Genomic DNA, 19,620 nt, shown 5'->3' with positions numbered 1-19,620 from the left:
TCCGGGGGAGCCGTGGGCGAGGGCGTCGTGGGCTCAGGCGGCGGGGGCGGAGCGGAGGGTGTCGACGGCGAGGGTGAGGTCGACGAGCTCGCGGGGGTGGGTGAGGCGGCGGCCGGTGAGCAGTTCCAGGCGGCGCAGGCGGTTGAGGACCGTGTTGCGGTGGCAGTCCATGCGCTCGGCGGCGGCGCGGGGGGAGCCGTCGCACTCCATCCACGTGGCGAAGGTGCCCAGCAGGGACTCGCGTTCCTCGTCGGCGAGCCCCCGCAGCGGGCCGAGGACACGCTCGGCCAGCTCGCCCGCGAGCCGGCGGTCCGAGGCGGCCACGACCGTCGGCATCCGCTCCTCCCACAGCGCCACCTCGCCGTCGGAGGCGCACGTGGGCAGCGCCAGTTCGGCGAGCGTCAGGGCCCGGTGCAGCTGGGCCAGGCCGTGGACGACCGGGCTGACCCCCGCCCGCAGCCCGGGGACGGCGCCCAGGAGCGCGGCGAGCGCCCCGGGGGACCGGTCGCCCAGCAGGACGACCAGGACCTCGCCCGTGCCGCGGGGTGCCCGCAGTACCCGGCTGCCGGCGCCCACCGGGAAGGCGTCGTCGCCGGGCGTGCCGGAGGCCGAGGCCCGCACGCTGGTCACCGCGACCACGAAACGGCCGTCGCCCGGTACGCCCAGGGCCTGGCCGGCGGCGCCCACGCCGAGGCTCTCGGTGCGTCCTTCGAGCAGGGCGCCCAGCACGCGGGCGGCCCGCCTGCTGCCGCCGGCCCCGCCGTCGCCCAGCGTCTCGCGGTAGGCGTCGGCCAGGATCGCGGTCGTGCGCCGGCGGAACCCCCACATCCGCGGGGCGATGTGCACCATGAGCGGGATGTCGCCGGGATGGTGCGCGGCGACGGTGTCGACGAGGTCCTGCCACACGACCGCGCCGCCCACCCCGAAGACGTGCGCCAGCAGCTCCAGCGGCATGCCCCGCTCGGCCTGGCGGCGGCCGGCCTCCCGCATGTGCCGGGACGCGTCCGCGTCGCGCTCCGGGTCGACGAGCCGGTCCAGGTGCATGGTGATCATCGTCGCGAAGCCGTCGAGGGAGCAGTCGGGGTCGTCGGCGTGGTCCACGAAGCCGGGGACCTCGGTGTGCAGCCGGGCCATGACCCGCTCCGACAGCTCGCCGGTCCGCTCCTTCATCCGCAGCGCCGCCGTCCGCAGCAGCTCCCGGGCCGCCTCGTCCTGCGCCTGCGGACGCGCCGTCACCTGGGCGCTCCGGGGCCGTGCGCCGCGGAGATCCGCTCGGCGTCCAGGGCGAGCGCCAGGTGCACCACGTCGCGCGGTCGCGCCACGGAGCGTCCGGTGAGCTCCTCCAGCCGCCGCAGCCGCCTGCGCACGGTGTTGGCGTGGCAGAACAGGGCGGTCGCGGCCTTCTCGACGGAACCGTCGGTGTCCAGCCACGCCCCCAGGGTCTCCAGGAGCACCGTGGCCTCCGTGGCCTCCACGTCCCGCAGCCCGCCCAGGACGCCGGCGGCGACCTCGCTCGCGACGTCCGGGCGGCGGGCGAGCAGCCCGGCCGGGTAGCGGCGGTCGAGGACGGCCACCTCGCCGTCCCGGGTGCAGGTGCGCAGCGCGAGTTCGGCGAGTTCCCTGGCGTGTCCGACCGCGCCCAGCCGGTCCACCTCCGGGCTCAGGCCCGCCCGCGTCCCGGTGGGCACCTCCAGCGCGGCCGCGAAGTCGCCGAGCGTCAGGTCGCCCAGGTCGGCCAGGAGCACCTCGCCGCCGACCGGGAACGCCCGGTGCACCCGCACCCCGGCGGGCACCCCGGCCCGCCGCCGTACGGGTGGAGGGGCCCCTGTCGAGCCGCGCATGACGGCGACCGCGAAGCGGCCGTGTTCGGGCAGGCCGAGGGCGTCCGCGGCCTCGGCGAGGCCCGGGGTGTCCAACCGCCCGGCGAGGAGCCCCTCCAGCGCCCTGCGGCCGCGCTGCCGGTGGAACGTCACCTCGCCGCGGGCCCGCAGGTAGGCGTCGGCCATCAGCCGGCTGTCCCGCTCGAACAGGTCCCAGACCTCCGCGGCGGCGCGGGCGATCAGCTGCGTCCCCTCAGGCCCCCGGCCCTCCCCGGCCCGGACCAGCGCCAGCCACAGCGCGTCACCGGCCGTACGGCAGGCGCCCATCATCGGCTCCAGGGGGAACCCCTGCCACGCCCGGCGTTCCCCCACCCACGACAGGTACGCGGCGGACACCGCGGAGCGCCCCGGGTCGGCGAGCGAGTCGAGGACGGCGGCGACCGAACCCTCGGTCTCCTCCAGCAGTCCGGACGGTGCCAGCGCGGGCTCCCGGTAGGCGGGGTGCCGGTCCCGGATCCGCTCGACGATGTCCGCCGCCACCGGTCCGACCTGCGCGCGCACCTGCAGCGCGGCGGCTCTCAGCATCTCGCGGTGCTCCCGCCCGGAGGCGCCCGCGATGCCCGCGGTGCACATCGGACGCGTCGTGGCGGGGGTGGCCATCCGATCTTCCTCTCGGCTCTGCGGGCGCGGAGCCCGGGTGGGCGGGCACCCGCACGGCATTCCTACCGGCTGGTAGTCCGGCCCCGGAAGACGGGTGACGCAAACGTGACCGACATCCGGACAGAACCCACACATCACCGAACACGCGGTCGTACGGGACGGCTCGGGCGGTGCCGCTGCACAGCCGGGCCCGGCCGCCGTTGGGAACCGCGACCAGAAACGCCCCCGACCCTCGCCGAACCGCCCGCCATCTCTTCCCATGGAGCTCCCGCATCACCGGCCCCGGACGGTGGCCCCCCGGCCGCGCCCGCGGCGGCCCCCCGCGGCCCACCCCTCCAGGAGCAAGCACACCGTGACCCGGAAACAGCGCCTCAGGTCCACCGTCGTCCTCACCGCCGCCCTCACCTGCGTCCTCACGGCCTGCGGCGGGGACGAGGGCACCGCCGCGGTCGACGGTCCGGTCGACGCGAACGGCGTCAAGACGGGGCCCGGCATCACCGACTCCACCATCACCCTGGGCGTCCTCACCGACCTGTCCGGCCCGTACGGCCCGCTGGGCCGCTCGGTGCTGCAGGCGGAGAAGCTCTACGCCGACCAGGTCAACGCCGAAGGCGGCGTGTGCGGCCGCAAGCTCAAGCTGCTCGTCCGTGACCACGGCTACGACGTCGACACGGCCGTCGTCCACTACGGCGAGATGGAGCCGAAGATCGCCGCGATGCCGGGCCTGCTCGGTTCGACGATCATCAACGCCCTGCTCGACAGCATCGAGGTCGACGACGTCATGACGACGTCCCTCGGCTACTCCTCGGCCCTGCTCGGCCAGCCCACCCTGACGACCATCAACGCCACCTACGACGTCGACATGATCAACGGCTTCGAGTACCTGGCGGACACCCAGGGCCTCGGGCCGGGCGACCGGGTCGGCTACATCTACCTCGAGGGCGACTACGGGAGCAACGCGCGGCGCGGGGCCAGGTTCGTCGCCGACAAGCGCGGCATGACCCTCGTCGAGAAGAAGGTCGGGCCGGCGCGCAAGGACCTGTCCGAGGAGGTGCGGGAGCTCGGCGAGGCCGGGGTGAAGGCCGTCCTGATCAGCACCAGCCCCGCGCAGACCGCCGCGGCGGTCGGTGCCGCCGCCGCGGGCGGGCTCGACGTGCCGTTCCTCGGCAGCGCCGTCGGCTATGACCCGCAGCTGCTGAAGACCCCGGCGGCGCCGGCGCTGCTGAAGATGCTGCAGCTCGTCGCCCCCACCCCGGCGATGACCAGCGACACCCCCGAGGTCAGGAAGCTCGTCGCGGACTACAAGCGCCGCTACCCGGGGGACCCGCTGAACCAGGGGCTGGAGACCGGGCACAACACGATGGCCGTCGCCGTCCAGGACCTGAAGTCGGCCTGCGAGGCGGAGGACCTGAGCAGGGAGGGCATCATCGCGGCGCACCGCCGGCTCAAGGGGTTCGACCCCGGGCTGGGCCCGGCCCTGGACTTCTCCGACCCGTGGCGGCCCAGCGCCACCCGGAGCTACATCGTCAAGCCGGACCAGGGCGTGCCCGGCGGTCTGGCCGGGGTGAAGGACGCCTTCAAGGTCCCGCTGGTGGAGCAGTACCTCACCACCATCTGAGCTTCCCGGGCGCGGGGCGCGGAGGTGGGGCGGGCGCGACACGCCCGGCCTCCGCGCCCCGGGTTTTGCTTCGGCAAAAAGATCATGTCGGCTGTCAGTGCGGCCCGGTAGTCTCGTTTTCAAGATGAACGAAGAGATGTCTCCCGCCGAGCGGTACGCCGCTTCCCGGCTCCGCGCCGCCGAGCAGGCCACCGCACTCGCGGGCTTCCGCGAGCTGTACGAGTTCGGCCTGGACCCCTTCCAGATCGAGGCCTGTCAGGCCCTCGAGGCCGGCAAGGGCGTGCTGGTGGCGGCACCCACCGGCTCCGGCAAGACCATCGTGGGCGAGTTCGCGGTCCACCTGGCCCTCCGCGAGGGCCGCAAGTGCTTCTACACCACCCCCATCAAGGCGCTGTCGAACCAGAAGTTCACCGACCTCGTCAAGCGCTACGGCGCCGAGCGGGTCGGCCTGCTGACCGGCGACAACAGCGTCAACGGGGACGCGCCGATCGTGGTCATGACCACCGAGGTGCTCCGCAACATGCTGTACGCGGGCTCCCAGGCCCTCGACGGCCTCGGCTACGTGGTCATGGACGAGGTGCACTACCTCTCCGACCGCTTCCGCGGCGCGGTCTGGGAGGAGGTCATCATCCACCTCCCGCAGTCCGTGACCCTGGTGTCGCTCTCCGCGACCGTCTCCAACGCCGAGGAGTTCGGCGACTGGCTGGACACCGTCCGCGGCGACACGCAGGTCATCGTCTCCGAGCACCGCCCGGTGCCGCTGTGGCAGCACGTCCTGGCGGGCCGCCGGATGTACGACCTGTTCGAGGAGGAGCAGGGCTCCGGCACGGGCGGGCAGCGCGCCGCCGTCAACCCCGACCTGGTGCGGCTGGCCCGCACGGAGAACCAGCGCGCCTTCAACGGCCGCGACCGGCGCGGCGGCAGGATGCGCGAGGCCGACCGCGAGCGCGAGCGGCGTCAGCAGCGCAGGATCTGGACGCCCAGCCGGGTCGAGGTGATCGAGCGGCTGGACGCGGAGGGGCTGCTGCCCGCGATCACGTTCATCTTCAGCCGCGCCGGCTGCGAGTCGGCGGTGCAGCAGTGCCTGCACGCGGGCCTGCGGCTCAACAACGAGGAGAACCGGGCGAAGGTCCGGGCCATCGTCGAGGAGCGCACCAAGTCCATCCCCGACGAGGACCTGAACGTCCTCGGCTACTTCGAGTGGCTGGAGGGCCTGGAGCGCGGCATCGCCGCGCACCACGCCGGCATGCTGCCGACCTTCAAGGAGGTCGTCGAGGAGCTCTTTGTGAAGGGCCTGGTCAAGGCCGTCTTCGCCACCGAGACGCTGGCGCTGGGCATCAACATGCCCGCGCGCTCCGTGGTCCTGGAGAAGCTCGTCAAGTGGAACGGCGAGACCCACGCCGACGTCACCCCCGGCGAGTACACGCAGCTCACCGGCCGTGCCGGACGCCGTGGCATCGACGTCGAGGGCCACGCGGTCGTGCTGTGGCAGCGCGCCTTCGACCCCGTCCACCTGGCGGGTCTGGCCGGTACGCGCACCTATCCGCTGCGCTCCTCCTTCAAGCCCTCGTACAACATGGCCGTCAACCTCGTCGGCCAGTTCGGGCGGCACCGCTCCCGTGAGCTGCTGGAGACCTCGTTCGCGCAGTTCCAGGCCGACCGCTCGGTGGTCGGCATCTCCCGCCAGGTGCAGCGCAACGAGGAGGGCCTGGAGGGCTACCGGTCCTCCATGACCTGCCACCTCGGTGACTTCAACGAGTACATGTCGCTGCGCCGGCAGCTGAAGGACCGCGAGGCCGAGCTGTCCCGGCAGGGCGCGAACCAGCGCCGGGTGGCCGTGGCGGACGCGCTGGAGAAGCTCCGGCCGGGCGACATCATCCACGTCCCCGCCGGCAAGTTCGCGGGGCTGGCCCTGGTCCTCGACCCGGGCGTGCCCGCCGGCCGCAGCCCCGGCCACCACAACCGGCACGACCCGTTCCAGCACGACGGCCCCCGCCCGCTGGTGCTCACCGCGGAGCGGCAGGTCAAGCGGCTCGCGCAGATCGACTTCCCGGTGCCGGTCGAGGCGCTGGACCGGATGCGCATCCCCAAGTCCTTCAACCCGCGCAGCCCCCAGTCCCGGCGCGACCTGGCCTCCGCCATGCGCTCCAAGGCCGGTACGGCCGGCATAGCGCCGCAACGGCAGCGCCGCCAGCGCTCGGCCGCCGCGGACGACAACGAGATCGCCCGGCTGCGGACCGAGATCCGCGCGCACCCCTGCCACGGCTGCGACGAGCGCGAGGACCACGCCCGCTGGGCCGAGCGCTACCAGCGGCTCCAGCGCGACACCAAGCAGCTCGAGCGCCGTATCGAAGGCCGCACCAACACCATCGCCCGCACCTTCGACCGGATCTGCGCCCTGCTCACCGACCTCGGCTACCTCGAGGCCGACAAGGTCACCGCCGACGGCCGCCGGCTGGCCCGGCTCTACGGTGAGCTCGACCTCCTGGCCAGCGAGTGCCTCCGTGACGGGGTCTGGGACGGCCTCGGCCCCGCCGACCTCGCCGCCTGCGCCTCCGCGCTGGTCTACGAGTCCCGCTCCGCGGACGACGCCCTGCCGCCGCGGCTGCCCTCCGGCAGCGCCAAGCAGGCACTCGGCGAGATGGTCCGCATCTGGGGCCGCCTCGACGCCCTGGAGGAGGACCACCGCATCAACCAGGCCGAGGGCGTCGGGCAGCGCGAACCCGACCTCGGCTTCGCCTGGGCCGCCCACCGCTGGGCCTCCGGGCACGGCCTGGACGCGGTGCTGCGCGACGCCGACATGCCGGCGGGCGACTTCGTGCGCTGGACGAAGCAGCTCATCGACGTGCTCGGCCAGATCGCCGACGCCGCCCCCGAGGGCAGCCCGGTGCGGCGCAACGCCCGCAAGGCCGTCGACGGACTCCTGCGCGGCGTCGTGGCCTACTCCTCGGTGGGCTGAGCTGCCGCGGGGCTGCGCTACCGCGGGGCCGGGCGGGCGGCCGCGAGGTACGCCCGCCAGCCGCCGTGCTCCGTGATGTCCCGGGCGCCCGTCAGCGCGGCCGGCTCGCACAGGAAGCCCGGGACGGCGGTACCGTCCGCGAGACGGACCGGGCCGAGGGCCATCGGGTGGGGGAGCGCGGCGAGGAGCCGGCCGAGGCCCTCGGCGGGGAATTCCCACACCTCGCACTCCACGGTCGCGCCCTGGTCCGGTGGCACGCGCACCAGACCGGGCTTGGGCGGTGTGGTCGGCAGGGCGTACAGCCGGTACTCGGCGGCGGTCGTGGTCGCACGGAGCAACCGGGCGCCCAGGGCCTGCAGTTCGCCGTTGAGCGGCTGGCCCGACAGGTGGGCGCCGACGACCGTGAAGGGGACGGTGGGGCCCAGCAGGCCCGCGATGGCGCTCTGGCGCTCCTCGGTACGGGCGCGGCCCAGCAGCATCACCCCGAACGGCAGGACGCCGACCTCGCCGGCGGGCACCGCGACCCCGCACATGTCCAGGAGGTTGGCGGAGTTGGTGAACCGGCCCAGGCGGGCGTTGGCCCCTTCCGGGTCGGCGGCGACCTCCGCGAGCGTGGGGTGCCCGGGGGCCGTCGGCAGAAGCAGCGCGTCGGCGTCGCCGAGTGCGTCCATGGCGCGGTCCGTGAGCGCGGCCAGCCGCTCACGGTCGGCGAGGAGGCGGTGCGCGGGGATGTCGCGGGCGGCGGTGATGATGCGCGCGACGGTCGGGTCCAGGTCCGGGCTCCCGGTGTGTTTGTCGATGAAGCCACCCACGGCGGTGTAGCGCTCCGCCACGAAGGCGCCCTCGTAGAGCAGCGCCGCAGCGGCGGAGAACGGCGTCAGGTCCACCGGGCGCACCTCCACGCCCGCGGCCGCCAGGCGTCCTGCCGTCCAGGAAAAGGCCTCCGCCCACCCCGGGTCGAGCTCCCCGAGCTGCTCCAGGGGCGGCACCGCCACGCGCCACGGCCCCGGACGGCGGGCGGGCGGCGGCGCCTGCGGCACGTCGGCGACGACACCCAGCGCCCGCTGCGCCTCCGGGAGCGTGCGGGCGAACACCGTGACGCAGTCCAGGCTCGCGCAGGCGGGCACCACGCCCTCCGTCGGCACCAGCCCCCGGGTCGGCTTGATCCCCACGATCCCGTTGAACGCGGCGGGCACCCGCCCCGAACCTGCCGTGTCCGTGCCGAGGGCGACGTCCACGATCCCGAGCGCCACGGCGACCGCCGAGCCCGCACTCGAACCGCCGCTGACCCGCGCCGGGTCGTACGCGTTGCGCACCGCCCCGTACGGGCTCCTGGTACCGACCAGGCCCGTCGCGAACTGGTCCAGGTTGGTCGTCCCCAGCACCACCGCACCGGCGGCGCGCAGCCGGGCCACGGCGGGCGCGTCGGCGTCCGGCAGGTACGCGTACGCGGGGCAGCCGGCGGTCGTGGGCAGCCCCGCGACGTCGATGTTCCCCTTGACGGCGACCACGGTCCCGGCCAGCGGCAGCGGGTCCGCGGCGTCCAGGGCGGCGGCCTCGGCCTCCACGTCGGCCTGCGGCCGCAGCGTGATCCACACCTCGGGGCGGTCCACTTCGCGGATGCGCGCGTACGCGGCCCGGACCCGGTCGAGGGCGGGGGTGCCGGAGGGGGGCGGAGTGGGCATGTCGGGTTCTCCTTCACGGGTGTCTTCCCGCCCGGTCACCCCCTACCCGGGACGGCGCCGCGATCACGGCACCGGCGCCGATCAGGGCGTGGGTGTGGCGCCCGGGTGAGGCGGGTGAGGCGGGTGCGGTCGGTCGGATGGCGGCCGGTGGTGTCCGGCCGGCCCGGGCGGGTGTCCCGGTCGCGGGCACCGGCGGCGACCGGTGGGGCGGGCGGGACGCCCAGGCGTCGAGGGTCGGAGGCAGGTGCAGCAGGGGCGGGCTACACGGGGCGCAGCGTGAGCAGCACCGTGCCGGCGTCGACCTGGTCCCCCGGGGTGACCAGGACCGCGTCCACGACGCCGTCCACGGGGGCTTCGACCGGGGACTCCATCTTCATGGCCTCCAGCGCCAGCAGCCGCTGCCCGGCCCGTACCCGGTCACCCGGACGGACCGCGACCTGCCACACCGACGCCGGGAACTCCGCCTCGACCGCGCTGCCGCCCTCGGGCACCGTGACGCCCGCCGTGGCCGCGCCCGCCGCCGGGGACGCGGCCGCCTCCGCACGGGCGAACTCCCCGGCCGCCTCCCACGCGTCCCGCTCGGCGGCGAACGCGGCCGCCTGCCGGGCCCGGAAGGCGCCGATGGACGCGGCGTTGGCGTCGAGGAAGGCCTGGTGCTCGGCGAGGGCGAACTCGCCCTCCTCGACCCGCAGTTCCAGGCGCCCAGCGGCCATGTCGGCCCGCATCTCCAGCAGTTCGCCGGCCTCGACCGGGAACCACCTGATCCGGTCGAAGAACCGCAGCAGCCACGGCCGCCGCCCGGCCGTCGCGCCCCGCCCCCAGACCTGGACGGTGCGGCCCACGAACTGGTAGCCGCCGGGCCCCTCCATGCCGTACACGCACAGGTAGGCGCCGCCGATGCCGACGGAGTTCTCGGCGGTCCAGGTCCGCGCCGGGTTGTACTTCGTGGTCACCAGCCGGTGCCGTGGGTCGAGCGGGGTCGCGACGGGCGCGCCCAGGTAGACGTCACCGAGCCCCAGCACCAGGTACTCCGCGTCGAAGACGGTGCGCCGTACGTCCTCCACCGACTCCAGCCCGTTGACACGGCGGATGAACTCGATGTTCCAGGGGCACCAGGGCGCGTCGTCCCGCACCCCCGCCATGTAGCGGGCGACGGCCTCGCGCGTGGCGGGGTCGTCCCAGGACAGCGGCAGGTGGACGGTGCGGCTGGGCACCACCAGCCGCTCGGCGGGCGGCAGGTGCCCCTCCGCCTCGCGCACGCAGTCCAGCAGCTTGGCCGTGGACAGCACGTCCGGGTCGACGTGCACCTGGAGCGAGCGGATGCCCGGCGTGAGGTCGACGACCCCCGGCAGTCCGGCGGCGGCCAGGTGCTCCGCGAGGGCGTGGACGCGCATCCGCAGGGCGAGGTCGAGCTGCATCGGCCCGTACTCGACGAGCAGGTTGTCGTCGCCGCTGCGCCGGTAGGTCACCGACGGGCGGCCCTCGCCCTCCGGAAGGCGCCCGAGGACGCCGCCGTCGCCGAGCACGGGTCGCGAGGCGCGCGGCACGACGGCGGGGGAGCGCCGCAGGGCGGCCGCCGTGTCCTCGGTGACCGGCACGAACCGCACGGTGTCGCCGGGACGGAGCTGCCCCAGCTTCCAGCGCTGCCCGGTGACGACGGTCGCCGGGCACACGAAGCCGCCCAGCGAGGGCCCGTCGGGGCCGAGCAGCACGGGCATGTCGCCGGTGTAGTCGACGGCGCCGACCGCGTACGGGGTGTCGTGGATGTTGGAGGGGTGCAGCCCCGCCTCACCGCCGTCGGCGCGGGCCCAGCGCGGTTTGGGCCCGACCAGGCGGACGCCCGTGCGCGCGGAGTTGAAGTGCACCTTCCACTGCGCCGCGTAGAAGTCGCGGACGTCGTCCTCGGTGAAGAACTCGGGCGCGGCGTGCGGTCCTTCGACGGCGGCGACGTGCCACGCGGTGGTGAAGTCCGGTCGCCGGTCCACGGGCACGGGGGTGCCGCCGCAGGGCCCGCCCCCGTGGAGCACGTCCCCGGAGCGCAGCGCCCGGCCGCCGTGGCCGCCGAACCGCCCCAGGGTGAAGGTTGCCGCGCTGCCCAGGTACGCGGGGACGTCGAGCCCGCCGTCGCCGAACAGCACGTACGTCCGCAGCCCCGGGCCCTGCGGTGCCGGTACGTCCAGCTCGCCGCCGGCCGGTACGGTGACCGGCTCCCACTGCGGCACCGGCCTGCCGTCCACGGACACGGCGACGGGCGCGCCGGTGACGCAGACGGTCGTCGGGTGCGTGAAGCGCAGCCGCGGGCCGAGCAGGGTGCACTCCAGGCCGGGGGCGCCCTCGTCGTTGCCCAGCGCCTCGTTGCCGAGCCGGAAGGACAGGTCGTCCATGGGCCCGCAGGGCGGCACGCCGACGTGCCAGAGCCCGGTGCGGCCGGGCCAGTCCTGGACGGTGGTCAGCGTGCCCGGCCGCAGCACCTCGACGCGTGGCGTCGGGTCGGCGACGCCCTCCAGGGTCGCCGTGGTGTGCACGGCCGCGCGCAGCGCCGGCTCGGCGACGGCGGCGCGCAGCAGGCCGAGGTTGGTCTCGATGCCGCCCACCCGGGTCGCGGTGAGCGCGCGGGCGAGCCGGTCGAGGGCGTCCTCGCGGTCGGTGCCGTGGGCGATGACCTTGGCCAGCATCGGGTCGTACGCGGTGGTCACCTCGGTTCCGGTCTCGACCCAGGCGTCCACGCGGACGCCCTCGGGGAACGCGACCTCGGTCAGCACGCCCGCGCCGGGCCGGTGCCCGCGGCTGGGGTCCTCGGCGTAGACGCGGGCCTCCACGGCGTGGCCGCGCGGCGGGCCCGGCTCCGTGACCACGCCGGTGTCGCCCTGCGCGAGGCGCAGCATCCACGCGACGAGGTCGACGCCGTACACCTCCTCCGTCACCGGGTGCTCCACCTGCAGGCGCGTGTTGACCTCCAGGAAGTACGCCTCGTCGCGGGCGGCGTCGTACACGTACTCCACCGTCCCCGCCGAGCGGTAGCCGACGGAGGCGCACAGGTCGCGGGCGCTGCCGGCGAGGCGGCGGCGCACGGCGACCGGCAGACCGGGGGCGGGGGCCTCCTCCAGGACCTTCTGGTTGCGGCGCTGCAGGGAGCAGTCGCGGTCGCCGAAGTCGACGACGCGGCCGCGCCCGTCGCCGAAGACCTGCACCTCGACGTGGCGGGCCCGCTCCACCAGGCGTTCCAGGAACACGCCCGCGGAGGAGAAGGAGGCCGCGGCCACGCGCCGCACGCTCTCCCAGGCCTCGGTCAGCTCGGTGGCGGAGCGGCAGGCCCGCATGCCGATGCCGCCGCCTCCGCCGGTGGCCTTGAGCATCACCGGGTAGCCGAGGGCCCGCGCCGCCTCCAGGGCGGCGTCGAGGTCCGCCAGCAGCCCGGTGCCCGGCAGCAGGGGCACCCCGGCGGCCTCGGCGGCGGCGCGCGCGGTGTGCTTGGTGCCGAAGAGCGCCAGCTGCTCCGGCGTCGGCCCGACGAAGACCAGGCCGGCGGCCTCGCAGCGGCGCGCGAAGTCCGCGTCCTCGGAGAGGAACCCGTAGCCGGGGTGGACCGCCCCCGCCCCGGTGGCGCGGGCGGCGGCCAGGACGGCGTCGGCGTCCAGGTAGCTGGCCTTGGCCGGGGCCGGGCCGAGCCGTACGGCGTGGTCGGCGAGGCGCACGTGCGGGGCGGAGCGGTCGGGGTCGGAGAAGACGGCGACCGTGCGCAGGCCCATGCGCCGGGCGGTGCGGATGACGCGGACGGCGATCTCGCCGCGGTTGGCGACGAGGAGGGTGTCGAAGGCGGCGTGGCTCACGGCGTGGGTCATGCGCGGCCGCCGGAGACCGTCATCTCGACCGGGGTCGGGTCGAAGCCGTTGCAGGGGTTGTTGACCTGAGGGCAGTTGGAGACCAGGACGAGGACGTCGGTCTCGGCCCGCAGCACGATCCGGAGCCCTGGGGCGGAGATGCCGTCGACGATGCCGAGGGTGCCGTCGGGCTCGACGGGCACGTTCATGTACCAGTTGACGTTGCCCACCAGGTCGCGCTTGCCGAGGCCGTACCTGGCGCCCTCGGCGAGGAAGTTCTCCACGCAGGCGTGCTGCGACCAGGTGTGGTGGCCGTAGCGCAGGGTGTTGGACTCTTTGGAGCAGGCGCCGCCGATGGTGTCGTGGCGGCCGCAGGTGTCCTCCACGACGGTCATCAGCGGGGTGTGCTCGTTGGAGAGCAGCACGCTGCCGGTGGTCAGGAAGATGCCGCCCTGGGCCTGGAGGGTGTCCGGCGCGCTGTAGCGGACGGCCGTGTCGTGGGCGTCGTACACCAGGAAGTCCACGGCCTGGTTGCCGCCGAGGTCGGTGACGGTCAGGTGCTCCCCGGCGCGGACCACCGCGGACCAGGGCGCGCGGGCGGGGACGACGGTGGTCTCGCTGGTCACTGCAGCCCCCTGGCGGCGAGGTGGTCGGCGGTGTTGAGGAAGGCGCGGCGGCCCTCGGGAGTGGCGTCCCACAACGGGTCCCCGGGCGCGGTCGGCGTAGCGCGCCAGGCCAGCACCTCCAGGGGCGTGCAGACGTACTCCGGCCGCGGGTCCAGCGGGTGCGGCACGTTCGCGATCAGCACGGTCAGCGGCTGCTCGGCCCGCAGGGTGACGGACGCGCCGGGGCCCGCGGAGCCGGTGAACTCCAGCTTCCCGTCGGCGACGACGCGGACGCCCTGGAAGAAGGAGACCGACGGCGGCAGGTCGCGCGGCTCCAGGCCGTTCTTCAGCGCGGCCAGCTTCAGCAGCTCGCGGCCCGCGGGGGAGGGGCCGTGCGCCGAACCGTCCCCGTACAGCGCGGTGTTGCGGATGGCGGTCGAGGTGCCGCAGAGCGCGTCGTGGCGGCCGCCGGTGTCGGCCACGACCGAGGCGAGCACCCGGCCCTGGTCGGACAGGAGCAGGTGGCCCGCACCGAGGTAGGCGTTCCACAGCACCTTCACGGTGTCGGCGGTGTTGAGCCGCTCCCAGGGACGGTCGGCGACGTACAGCAGCAGGTGGGCGCAGGCGTCGCCCGTCAGGTCGGTGAGCCGCAGTTCGGTGCCGCGGGCCAGCACCTTGTGCGTGTAGGTGCCCCCCGCGACGGTCTCCGCCCAGACCAGGTCGCGCGGCTCGACACCGGGCGGCGGCCGCTCCGGCCAGTGCGCGGCGGGCAGCACGGGCATGGCGTCCACCCGCGTCCCCTCCTGCGCGCGGGCGTGGTCACGGGCTCCGTGAGGCGTCCCTGTCGACACGGCGTTCCACCTCCAATTTCTGTCGTCCGACAGAAATTACGTGGCGGTGGATTCGGCGCCGTTGCCCGTGCGTTTCCCGGTGGTTACCGGGTGCTCACGCCCGCGCGGCGCGTGATCCCGGTGGCGCCGGACCGGAGCCCGGTGTGCCGGGGCGTCGCCCGGACGCCGGGCGGCACCGGTCACTTCGGGGCTCGCCACGGGGCCGATCGGCTGTGCGAGGATCGAGGCGTGAGCACCACGGGACGGCGTGTCGGGCGGCCGCGCGCGCAGACGCGGCCGGACAGCGGCCTGACCGCCCGCGAGGAACTCCTCGCCGCCGCGGCCGAACTGTTCAGCACGCAGGGCTACGCGGCCACCACGACCCGCGCCGTCGCCGAGCGCGCCGGGATGCGGCAGGCCTCGATGTACCACTACTTCAGCGGCAAGGAGGACCTCCTCGCCGCGCTCCTGGAGGGCACCGTCCGCCCGTCCCTGGACCTCGCGCACTCGCTCGTCGCCCGCACGGACGCCCCTGCCGAGGCCCGGCTGTGGGCGCTGTGCCGGGCGGACGTCGCCCTGTTGTGCGGGGGGCCGCACAACCTCGGCGCGCTCTACCTGCTCCCCGAGGTCCGTGCCGAGCGCTTCGCCGGTTTCCGCGCCGTCCGGGACGAGTTGAAGGCCGTCTACGCCGCCCTGCTGGCCGCGACGGTGCCGGGCGCCGCGCTCGGCGCCGCCGATCTCGCGGTCCGCGCCGACCTCGTCTTCGGCCTCATCGAGGGCGTCATCCTCATCAGGCGAGACAACCCGATCCCCGACGGGCCGGCCTTCGCCTCCGCGACCGCCGACGCGGCGCTGCGCGTCGCCGGCTGCCCGGACGGCGGCCTGGCCGCCCTGCACCGCGAGGGCGAGGCCCTGCTGGCGGTGTGACGCGGCCCCTGCAGGTCAGTCCCCGGTCAGCCGGGCCGCCAGGGCGATCAGGTCGGCGACGCGCAGGACGCGGCCGGGCCAGCCCGGTACCGGCACGTGCAGGTGGGCCGTCCAGCGCTCGGGTACGGCCGCGAGGCCGTACACCGCGCCGGCGAGGGTCCCCGTGACGGCGGCGACGGTGTCGGTGTCGCCGCCCAGGTCGACCGCGGCGCGCAGCGCGGCCTCGAAGCCGCCGGTGGTCCGCACGGCCCAGACCGCGGAGCCGAGGCACGGCCAGACGGCGCCGTTGAACTCCGTGGCCAGGCCGGGGTGCCAACCGGGCGCGAGGACGGCGGCCCACCGCTCGTGGAAGGGCTCGGGGACCTGTGCCAGCGCGTCGGCCACGACCGCGGCGGCGACCGGGTCGCCGCCGTCGAGGGCCACGCGTACCAGGTCGTGGAGGATCGCGCTGCCCTCCCAGGCGGCGCGGTCGCCGTGGGTGAGGGCGGCGATCCTGCGTGCGGCGTCGAGGGAGGCCGCGCGTCCGTGCCCGGCGAAGTGGACGGCGGCGGGGGCGGCCCGCATCAGGGCGCCGTTGCCCGCCGCCCGGTGATGCGTCTGGAAGTGCACCGCCGCGGCCAGGTCCCAGGGGTCGCCGGAGGTCAGGACGGCCTCGGTCTGCAGGCCGATGTCCTTGGGGTCGGCGGCCGCCCACCGTACGAACCGCGCGAAGACGTCGGGGAGGTCGAGCGTGCCCGACTCCAGCAGGGAATCGGCCACGAGCACCGCCATCTGCGTGTCGTCGGTGGCCTCACCGGGGTCCCAGCCGCCGCCTCCGCACATCTCGTCACCCGCGCCCGGTGCGGGGAAGCGGGCGCTGAACGCGCCCGCCGGGCCGAACTCGAAGGGCGCGCCGAGCGCGTCGCCGACGGCCGATCCGACGATCGCGCCCGCAGCGCGCTCCTCACGGTGCGTCACTTGTCAGCGCCCGCGCGACTGCCATGCCTGGTGGTCCACGCCGACGGACGGCGCGCCGCGCCCGGTCGCCCTCCGCCACGCATGGCGGGCTCCGAGCCCGAGGCCGACGGGCAGGAGCACCGTGATGGGCAGTGAGGGCATGACGACCGGGGCGTGATTGCCCTCGGCGACGGCGACGACGACGGCGACGACGATGCCGAGCGCGGCGAGGGCCAGGACTGCGGCGGTCCAGTGCGCAGATTTCACGGCTGTACCGTACGCGTCCGCCACGGCAGACGGGGCATCGGGTCGGCCGCGGACGTGCTTGGGGCCGCGAGCGCCCGGCGCTCGGCGGGGGAGGCGCCTTGTCGGTTTGTCGACGAATAGTGAGCCGCCTCACCCCCACGCCCGACGGATGGTGACCATGGGCCGGTGAGCCGCAGACGGTCGAGCCGGGTTCGCCGTGAAGGCTGATCTCGGACGGCTGCCGGCCGAGGGTGCCTTCGCATGGCCGGTGGGACTGCTCCTGTCGGGGATGGCGCTGCTCGTGTCGGGCGCGATCCTCGCCGGACTGCTGGTGGCCGTCGCCGGCGTCGTGTGGCGTCTGCGGGAACGGGGCAGGGTGGAGGCCGCGAAGCGCGTGAACGAGGAGTGGCAGCGGAAGATGATCTGCCTCGTGTGCAAGAAGCCGTTCGTTCACGTGGCGTGGCCCGGGCGCGTGTTCACGTCCCCGGCAGCTGTTCCTGCTCGACGTCGAAGCGCCCGGTCCGCGGTGCCGCGCCGAGTCCGTGTTTGCGCCGGCAGCCGCGGCCCCGGCCCCACAGCCGGGCGTCGTGCGCGGTGAGGGGCCGGTGGCAGTCGGCGCAGAGGACGGTCGGGCGCTCCTGCGCCGGCTGCCCGTCGGGCGACAGGCCGGGAAGGGGTGACGGCTCGGGTGCGGGTACGGCCATACGGCCAGTGTGGCAGCGCCGACCCCCGGGCGCTGTCGGTGGCCGGTGCCACACCGGTGCCGCACGCCCCTCCCCGAGGTCGAGAGGGGGAGGGTCGTCGTGCCGCCGAACTGCCGTGGCTACCGGGTCGGTTCCGGGAGGGCCTCGGCGAGGCGGGCGTTCTCCGCCGAGCGCCCCGGACGCGCCCTCAGCAGCCGCCACGCGACCCCCGCACCCACGCTGCCCAGCAGGAACAGCACGGTGAACCACTGGAAGTACCAGTGGCCGCCGGCCGGGTCGTAGACCGCCGCCCGCGGCCAGGCGAGGTTGACCGTCATGGCCAGCCCGTAGAGCAGGGCCAGCGCGTTGACGGGCAGGCCCCAGCGGCCGAGGGAGAACAGCGGGCGGCCCCGCTCGTCCGTCCCGCCGGCGCCGAAGCGCTCGCCGCGCAGCCGGCGCAGCAGCATCGGGCCGGTGACCATCGCGTAGGCCAGGTACAGCATGGCGATGCAGGTGGTGCCGATGGCCAGGAAGGCGTCCGGGGACAGGAGGTTGAGCAGGCAGAGCGCGGCCGCCGCGACACCGACGACGAGCGCGGGCGCGACGGGCATGCCGGTACGGGGCGAGACCCGGGACAGGCGGGCGGAGAACGGGAGGACGCCGTCGCGGGCCATGGAGAAGAGCATGCGGGTGCCGGCGGTCTGGATGGCCAGCGTGGCCACGGCGATGGCGACGGTGACGTCGGCGAGCAGCGCCTTCCCGACGCCCGCGCCGAGGCTGCTGGTGAGGACGTAGCTCAGGCCCTCCGTCGCGAGCCGCCCGTCGGTGAGGCTGGGGGCGGCGAGCAGTCCGCCGAGGAGGAGCAGTCCGCCGAGGGCGCCGGCCGCGGCGAGGGCGGTGAGGATGGTGCGCGGGGCGGTGCGGCGCGGCGAGCGGGTCTCCTCGCTCATCTCGCCGGCGCTGTCGAAACCGATGAGGACGTACGCGGCGGTGAAGGAGCCGACGAGGAGCGCACCGACGGCGCCGCCCTGGCCGCCGGTGTGGAGGGTGACGCCGGGACCGCGTTCGGCGTGCGTGAACAGCAGGACGACGATGAGGCCCGCACCGATGATCTCCGCGGTGACGCCGACGCGGTTGACGGCCGACATGACCCGGTTGTCGAGCGTGTTGACCACGGTCGTGAGGGCCAGCAGCACCACGCCGAGCAGAGCCGCGTTGGCCGCCCCGGTCGCGGTGGTGGGCGCCGGATCGCCGCCGAGGACCTGGAAGCCCGGCCAGATCGCGGGCAGGACGACCTGCAGGGCGAGCGCGGCGGCCGCCACGACCACCACCTGGCCGATCACCATGATCCATCCGGCGAACCAGCCCCACGTCGGTGTGCTGAGCCGGGTCGACCACTGGTAGATCGCCCCGGACAGCGGGTAGCGGGCGGCGAGTTCGGCGAAGCAGGCGGCGACCAGCAGCTGCCCGGCGAGCACCGCGGGCCAGGTCCAGAAGAAGGCGGCACCGCCGGAGGAGAAGCCGAAGGCGAAGAACTGGAAGACCGTCGTCAGGACGGAGATGAAGGAGAAGCCCGCGGCGAAGGAGGCGTAGCGCCCCATGCTGCGGTGCAGTTCCTGGCGGTAGCCGAAGCCGGCGAGGGTGCCGTCGTCGGAGGCCGGCGGGGGCGGCGGGGGAGCGGAGGGCGCGGACGGTGCGGTGGTGGTCATGGCGGACCCCTGTCGCTGGATTCCTGTCGGGTGACAGAAATTAGGGGCGGTCCATTTCGCCCGCGTGTCACGTTCATGTCCGCGACGCTCCAAGGTGCTCACCGCCGTCGGGCCGGTGCGACCCTCCCCGCAATTCGCGATGTATCGCGCTTGTCAGGGTGGATGACTCGCGATATGTTCGGTCACGGATATACGGGTGCGAGTGAGGGAGGTGTTCGGGCATGGCCAAGCGCCGCAAGCTCGGCAACCCGCTGGCCCTCGCCGTCATGGCGACGCTCGGCGAACGCCCCATGCATCCGTACGAGATCGCCCAGGTGCTTCGGCAGCGGGGCAAGGAGCAGAGCATCAAGATCAATTACGGCTCGCTCTACACCGTCGTGCAGAACCTCGAGAAGCACGGCTTCGTGGAGGTCACCGGCGTGCAGCGGCAGGGCAACCGCCCCGAGCGCACGCTGTACGGGCTGACCGGGGCCGGCCGGGAGGAGCTGCACGACTGGCTCGCCGACCTGGTCGCCGTACCGGTGCGCGAGTACCCGGCCTTCGAGGCGGCGCTGTCGCTGCTGCTCGTGCTGCCCGCCGACGAGGTGGTCGACCTGCTCACCGAGCGGGTCGCGAAGCTGGAGGTGCAGGCGGCCGGCGTCCACGGCGTGCTCGCCAGGCTCCGGCACGACCTGCCGCGGATGTTCCTGATCGAGACCGAGTACCAGGTCCACATGCTCGAGGCCGAGGCGCAGTGGATCCGCGGCTTCCTCGGCGAACTCGAGAGGGGGACCATCTCCGGAGCCGCCGAGTGGCGGCGCTGGCATGAGACCGGCGAGATGCCCGAAGCCTGGACGGAGTCCGAGGAGGGGGCCGGGGAATCGGCCACCGCGCGGCACTCCTGGGAGGAGCTGGGGAGGCGGGCCGGCCCCGACGCGACACCGACATGAGGAACGCCCCCGGCGCTCGCTGCGGGAACAGCGCGCGCCGGGGGCGGTGACCCCGGACCGGACGGCTGCGGGAACAGTCGCCAGGCGATCGAGGTGCGGCACACCCAGGATAGCCCGGCAGTCCCCTCCGCCGATCGGTCCGGCCGTTCGTGGAAGGCCCGTTCACCAGGGCCACCGTGCGGCCCGTCACGG

General features: G+C 74.9%; 14 protein-coding genes. 4 read left to right on the top strand and 10 right to left on the bottom strand.

Translation table 11 applies throughout. The annotated features are described in order from the left end of the window. Positions 1 to 33 precede the first annotated feature (33 nt). On the bottom strand, positions 34 to 1,236 hold the full coding sequence (locus tag ABZ312_RS04900; RefSeq protein WP_500436480.1) for a PucR family transcriptional regulator: 1,203 nt from the start codon (positions 1,234 to 1,236) through the stop codon (positions 34 to 36). Then, positions 1,233 to 2,480 (bottom strand): PucR family transcriptional regulator, encoded by a 1,248-nt coding sequence (locus ABZ312_RS04895; RefSeq protein ID WP_500330649.1) that lies wholly within the window; start codon positions 2,478 to 2,480, stop codon positions 1,233 to 1,235. Before ABZ312_RS04895 ends, ABZ312_RS04900 begins: the two co-directional genes overlap by 4 nt. 352 nt (positions 2,481 to 2,832) lie before the next feature. Between ABZ312_RS04895 and ABZ312_RS04890 the strand changes: the two genes are divergently transcribed. Further along, positions 2,833 to 4,098: an ABC transporter substrate-binding protein gene (locus ABZ312_RS04890; protein ID WP_500330647.1), complete on the top strand. Its 1,266-nt coding sequence runs from the start codon at positions 2,833 to 2,835 to the stop codon at positions 4,096 to 4,098. A 124-nt stretch (positions 4,099 to 4,222) separates the two neighbouring features. Next, entirely contained in the window at positions 4,223 to 7,057 is a 2,835-nt protein-coding gene (locus tag ABZ312_RS04885; RefSeq protein WP_500330646.1) for a DEAD/DEAH box helicase, read from the top strand. A 17-nt stretch (positions 7,058 to 7,074) separates the two neighbouring features. Here ABZ312_RS04885 and ABZ312_RS04880 read toward each other — a convergent pair whose 3' ends face one another. The 4 genes from ABZ312_RS04880 to ABZ312_RS04865 all read right to left on the bottom strand — a co-directional run bounded on the left by ABZ312_RS04880 (position 7,075) and on the right by ABZ312_RS04865 (position 13,950). Next, positions 7,075 to 8,742, bottom strand: a complete 1,668-nt coding sequence (locus ABZ312_RS04880; RefSeq protein WP_500436478.1) for an allophanate hydrolase — start codon at positions 8,740 to 8,742, stop codon at positions 7,075 to 7,077. 260 nt (positions 8,743 to 9,002) lie between these two features. Continuing rightward, positions 9,003 to 12,584 carry an urea carboxylase gene (gene uca, locus ABZ312_RS04875; RefSeq protein ID WP_500436476.1) on the bottom strand — a complete coding sequence of 1,194 codons (3,582 nt, stop codon included), beginning with the start codon at positions 12,582 to 12,584 and terminating at the stop codon, positions 9,003 to 9,005. Beyond that, a complete protein-coding gene (locus ABZ312_RS04870) occupies positions 12,581 to 13,189 on the bottom strand; it encodes an urea amidolyase associated protein UAAP2 (protein ID WP_500330641.1) in 609 nt (202 codons plus the stop codon). The genes uca and ABZ312_RS04870 overlap by 4 nt, the downstream gene beginning before the upstream one ends. Next, positions 13,186 to 13,950 (bottom strand): urea amidolyase associated protein UAAP1, encoded by a 765-nt coding sequence (locus ABZ312_RS04865; protein ID WP_500359715.1) that lies wholly within the window; start codon positions 13,948 to 13,950, stop codon positions 13,186 to 13,188. The genes ABZ312_RS04870 and ABZ312_RS04865 overlap by 4 nt, the downstream gene beginning before the upstream one ends. A gap of 297 nt (positions 13,951 to 14,247) precedes the next feature. Between ABZ312_RS04865 and ABZ312_RS04860 the strand changes: the two genes are divergently transcribed. After that, positions 14,248 to 14,925, top strand: a complete 678-nt coding sequence (locus tag ABZ312_RS04860) for a TetR/AcrR family transcriptional regulator (RefSeq protein ID WP_500330639.1) — start codon at positions 14,248 to 14,250, stop codon at positions 14,923 to 14,925. A gap of 15 nt (positions 14,926 to 14,940) precedes the next feature. Here ABZ312_RS04860 and ABZ312_RS04855 read toward each other — a convergent pair whose 3' ends face one another. The 4 genes from ABZ312_RS04855 to ABZ312_RS04840 all read right to left on the bottom strand — a co-directional run bounded on the left by ABZ312_RS04855 (position 14,941) and on the right by ABZ312_RS04840 (position 18,499). Beyond that, positions 14,941 to 15,882, bottom strand: a complete 942-nt coding sequence (locus ABZ312_RS04855) for an ADP-ribosylglycohydrolase family protein (protein WP_500330637.1) — start codon at positions 15,880 to 15,882, stop codon at positions 14,941 to 14,943. Positions 15,883 to 15,885: 3 nt separating this feature from the next. Then, positions 15,886 to 16,128 (bottom strand): hypothetical protein, encoded by a 243-nt coding sequence (locus tag ABZ312_RS04850; RefSeq protein ID WP_500330635.1) that lies wholly within the window; start codon positions 16,126 to 16,128, stop codon positions 15,886 to 15,888. Between the two features lie 455 nt (positions 16,129 to 16,583). Continuing rightward, positions 16,584 to 16,811, bottom strand: a complete 228-nt coding sequence (locus ABZ312_RS04845; protein WP_500330634.1) for a DUF6011 domain-containing protein — start codon at positions 16,809 to 16,811, stop codon at positions 16,584 to 16,586. 119 nt (positions 16,812 to 16,930) lie between these two features. Beyond that, complete coding sequence (locus ABZ312_RS04840; RefSeq protein WP_500359711.1) at positions 16,931 to 18,499, bottom strand: amino acid permease; 1,569 nt, start codon at positions 18,497 to 18,499, stop codon at positions 16,931 to 16,933. Positions 18,500 to 18,720: 221 nt separating this feature from the next. On the opposite strand from ABZ312_RS04840, the gene ABZ312_RS04835 reads away from it, so the two are divergent. After that, positions 18,721 to 19,428, top strand: a complete 708-nt coding sequence (locus ABZ312_RS04835; RefSeq protein WP_500330631.1) for a PadR family transcriptional regulator — start codon at positions 18,721 to 18,723, stop codon at positions 19,426 to 19,428. Positions 19,429 to 19,620 lie beyond the last annotated feature (192 nt).

Origin of the sequence: Streptomyces sp. NPDC006207 (assembly GCF_040613835.1) — a bacterium.
Classification (GTDB): Bacteria; Actinomycetota; Actinomycetes; order Streptomycetales; family Streptomycetaceae; genus Actinacidiphila.
Note: the sequence above shows the minus strand (reverse complement) of the source record. Positions and strands in the feature narration are given on the sequence as shown.

Coding starts and splice junctions, on each gene's coding strand:
- ABZ312_RS04840 (WP_500359711.1), bottom strand. CDS start 18,499: ATGACCACCACCGCACCGTCCGCGCCCTCCGCTCCCCCGCCGCCCCCG.
- ABZ312_RS04885 (WP_500330646.1), top strand. CDS start 4,223: ATGAACGAAGAGATGTCTCCCGCCGAGCGGTACGCCGCTTCCCGGCTC.
- ABZ312_RS04865 (WP_500359715.1), bottom strand. CDS start 13,950: ATGCCCGTGCTGCCCGCCGCGCACTGGCCGGAGCGGCCGCCGCCCGGT.
- ABZ312_RS04835 (WP_500330631.1), top strand. CDS start 18,721: ATGGCCAAGCGCCGCAAGCTCGGCAACCCGCTGGCCCTCGCCGTCATG.
- uca (WP_500436476.1), bottom strand. CDS start 12,584: ATGACCCACGCCGTGAGCCACGCCGCCTTCGACACCCTCCTCGTCGCC.
- ABZ312_RS04845 (WP_500330634.1), bottom strand. CDS start 16,811: ATGGCCGTACCCGCACCCGAGCCGTCACCCCTTCCCGGCCTGTCGCCC.
- ABZ312_RS04880 (WP_500436478.1), bottom strand. CDS start 8,742: ATGCCCACTCCGCCCCCCTCCGGCACCCCCGCCCTCGACCGGGTCCGG.
- ABZ312_RS04895 (WP_500330649.1), bottom strand. CDS start 2,480: ATGGCCACCCCCGCCACGACGCGTCCGATGTGCACCGCGGGCATCGCG.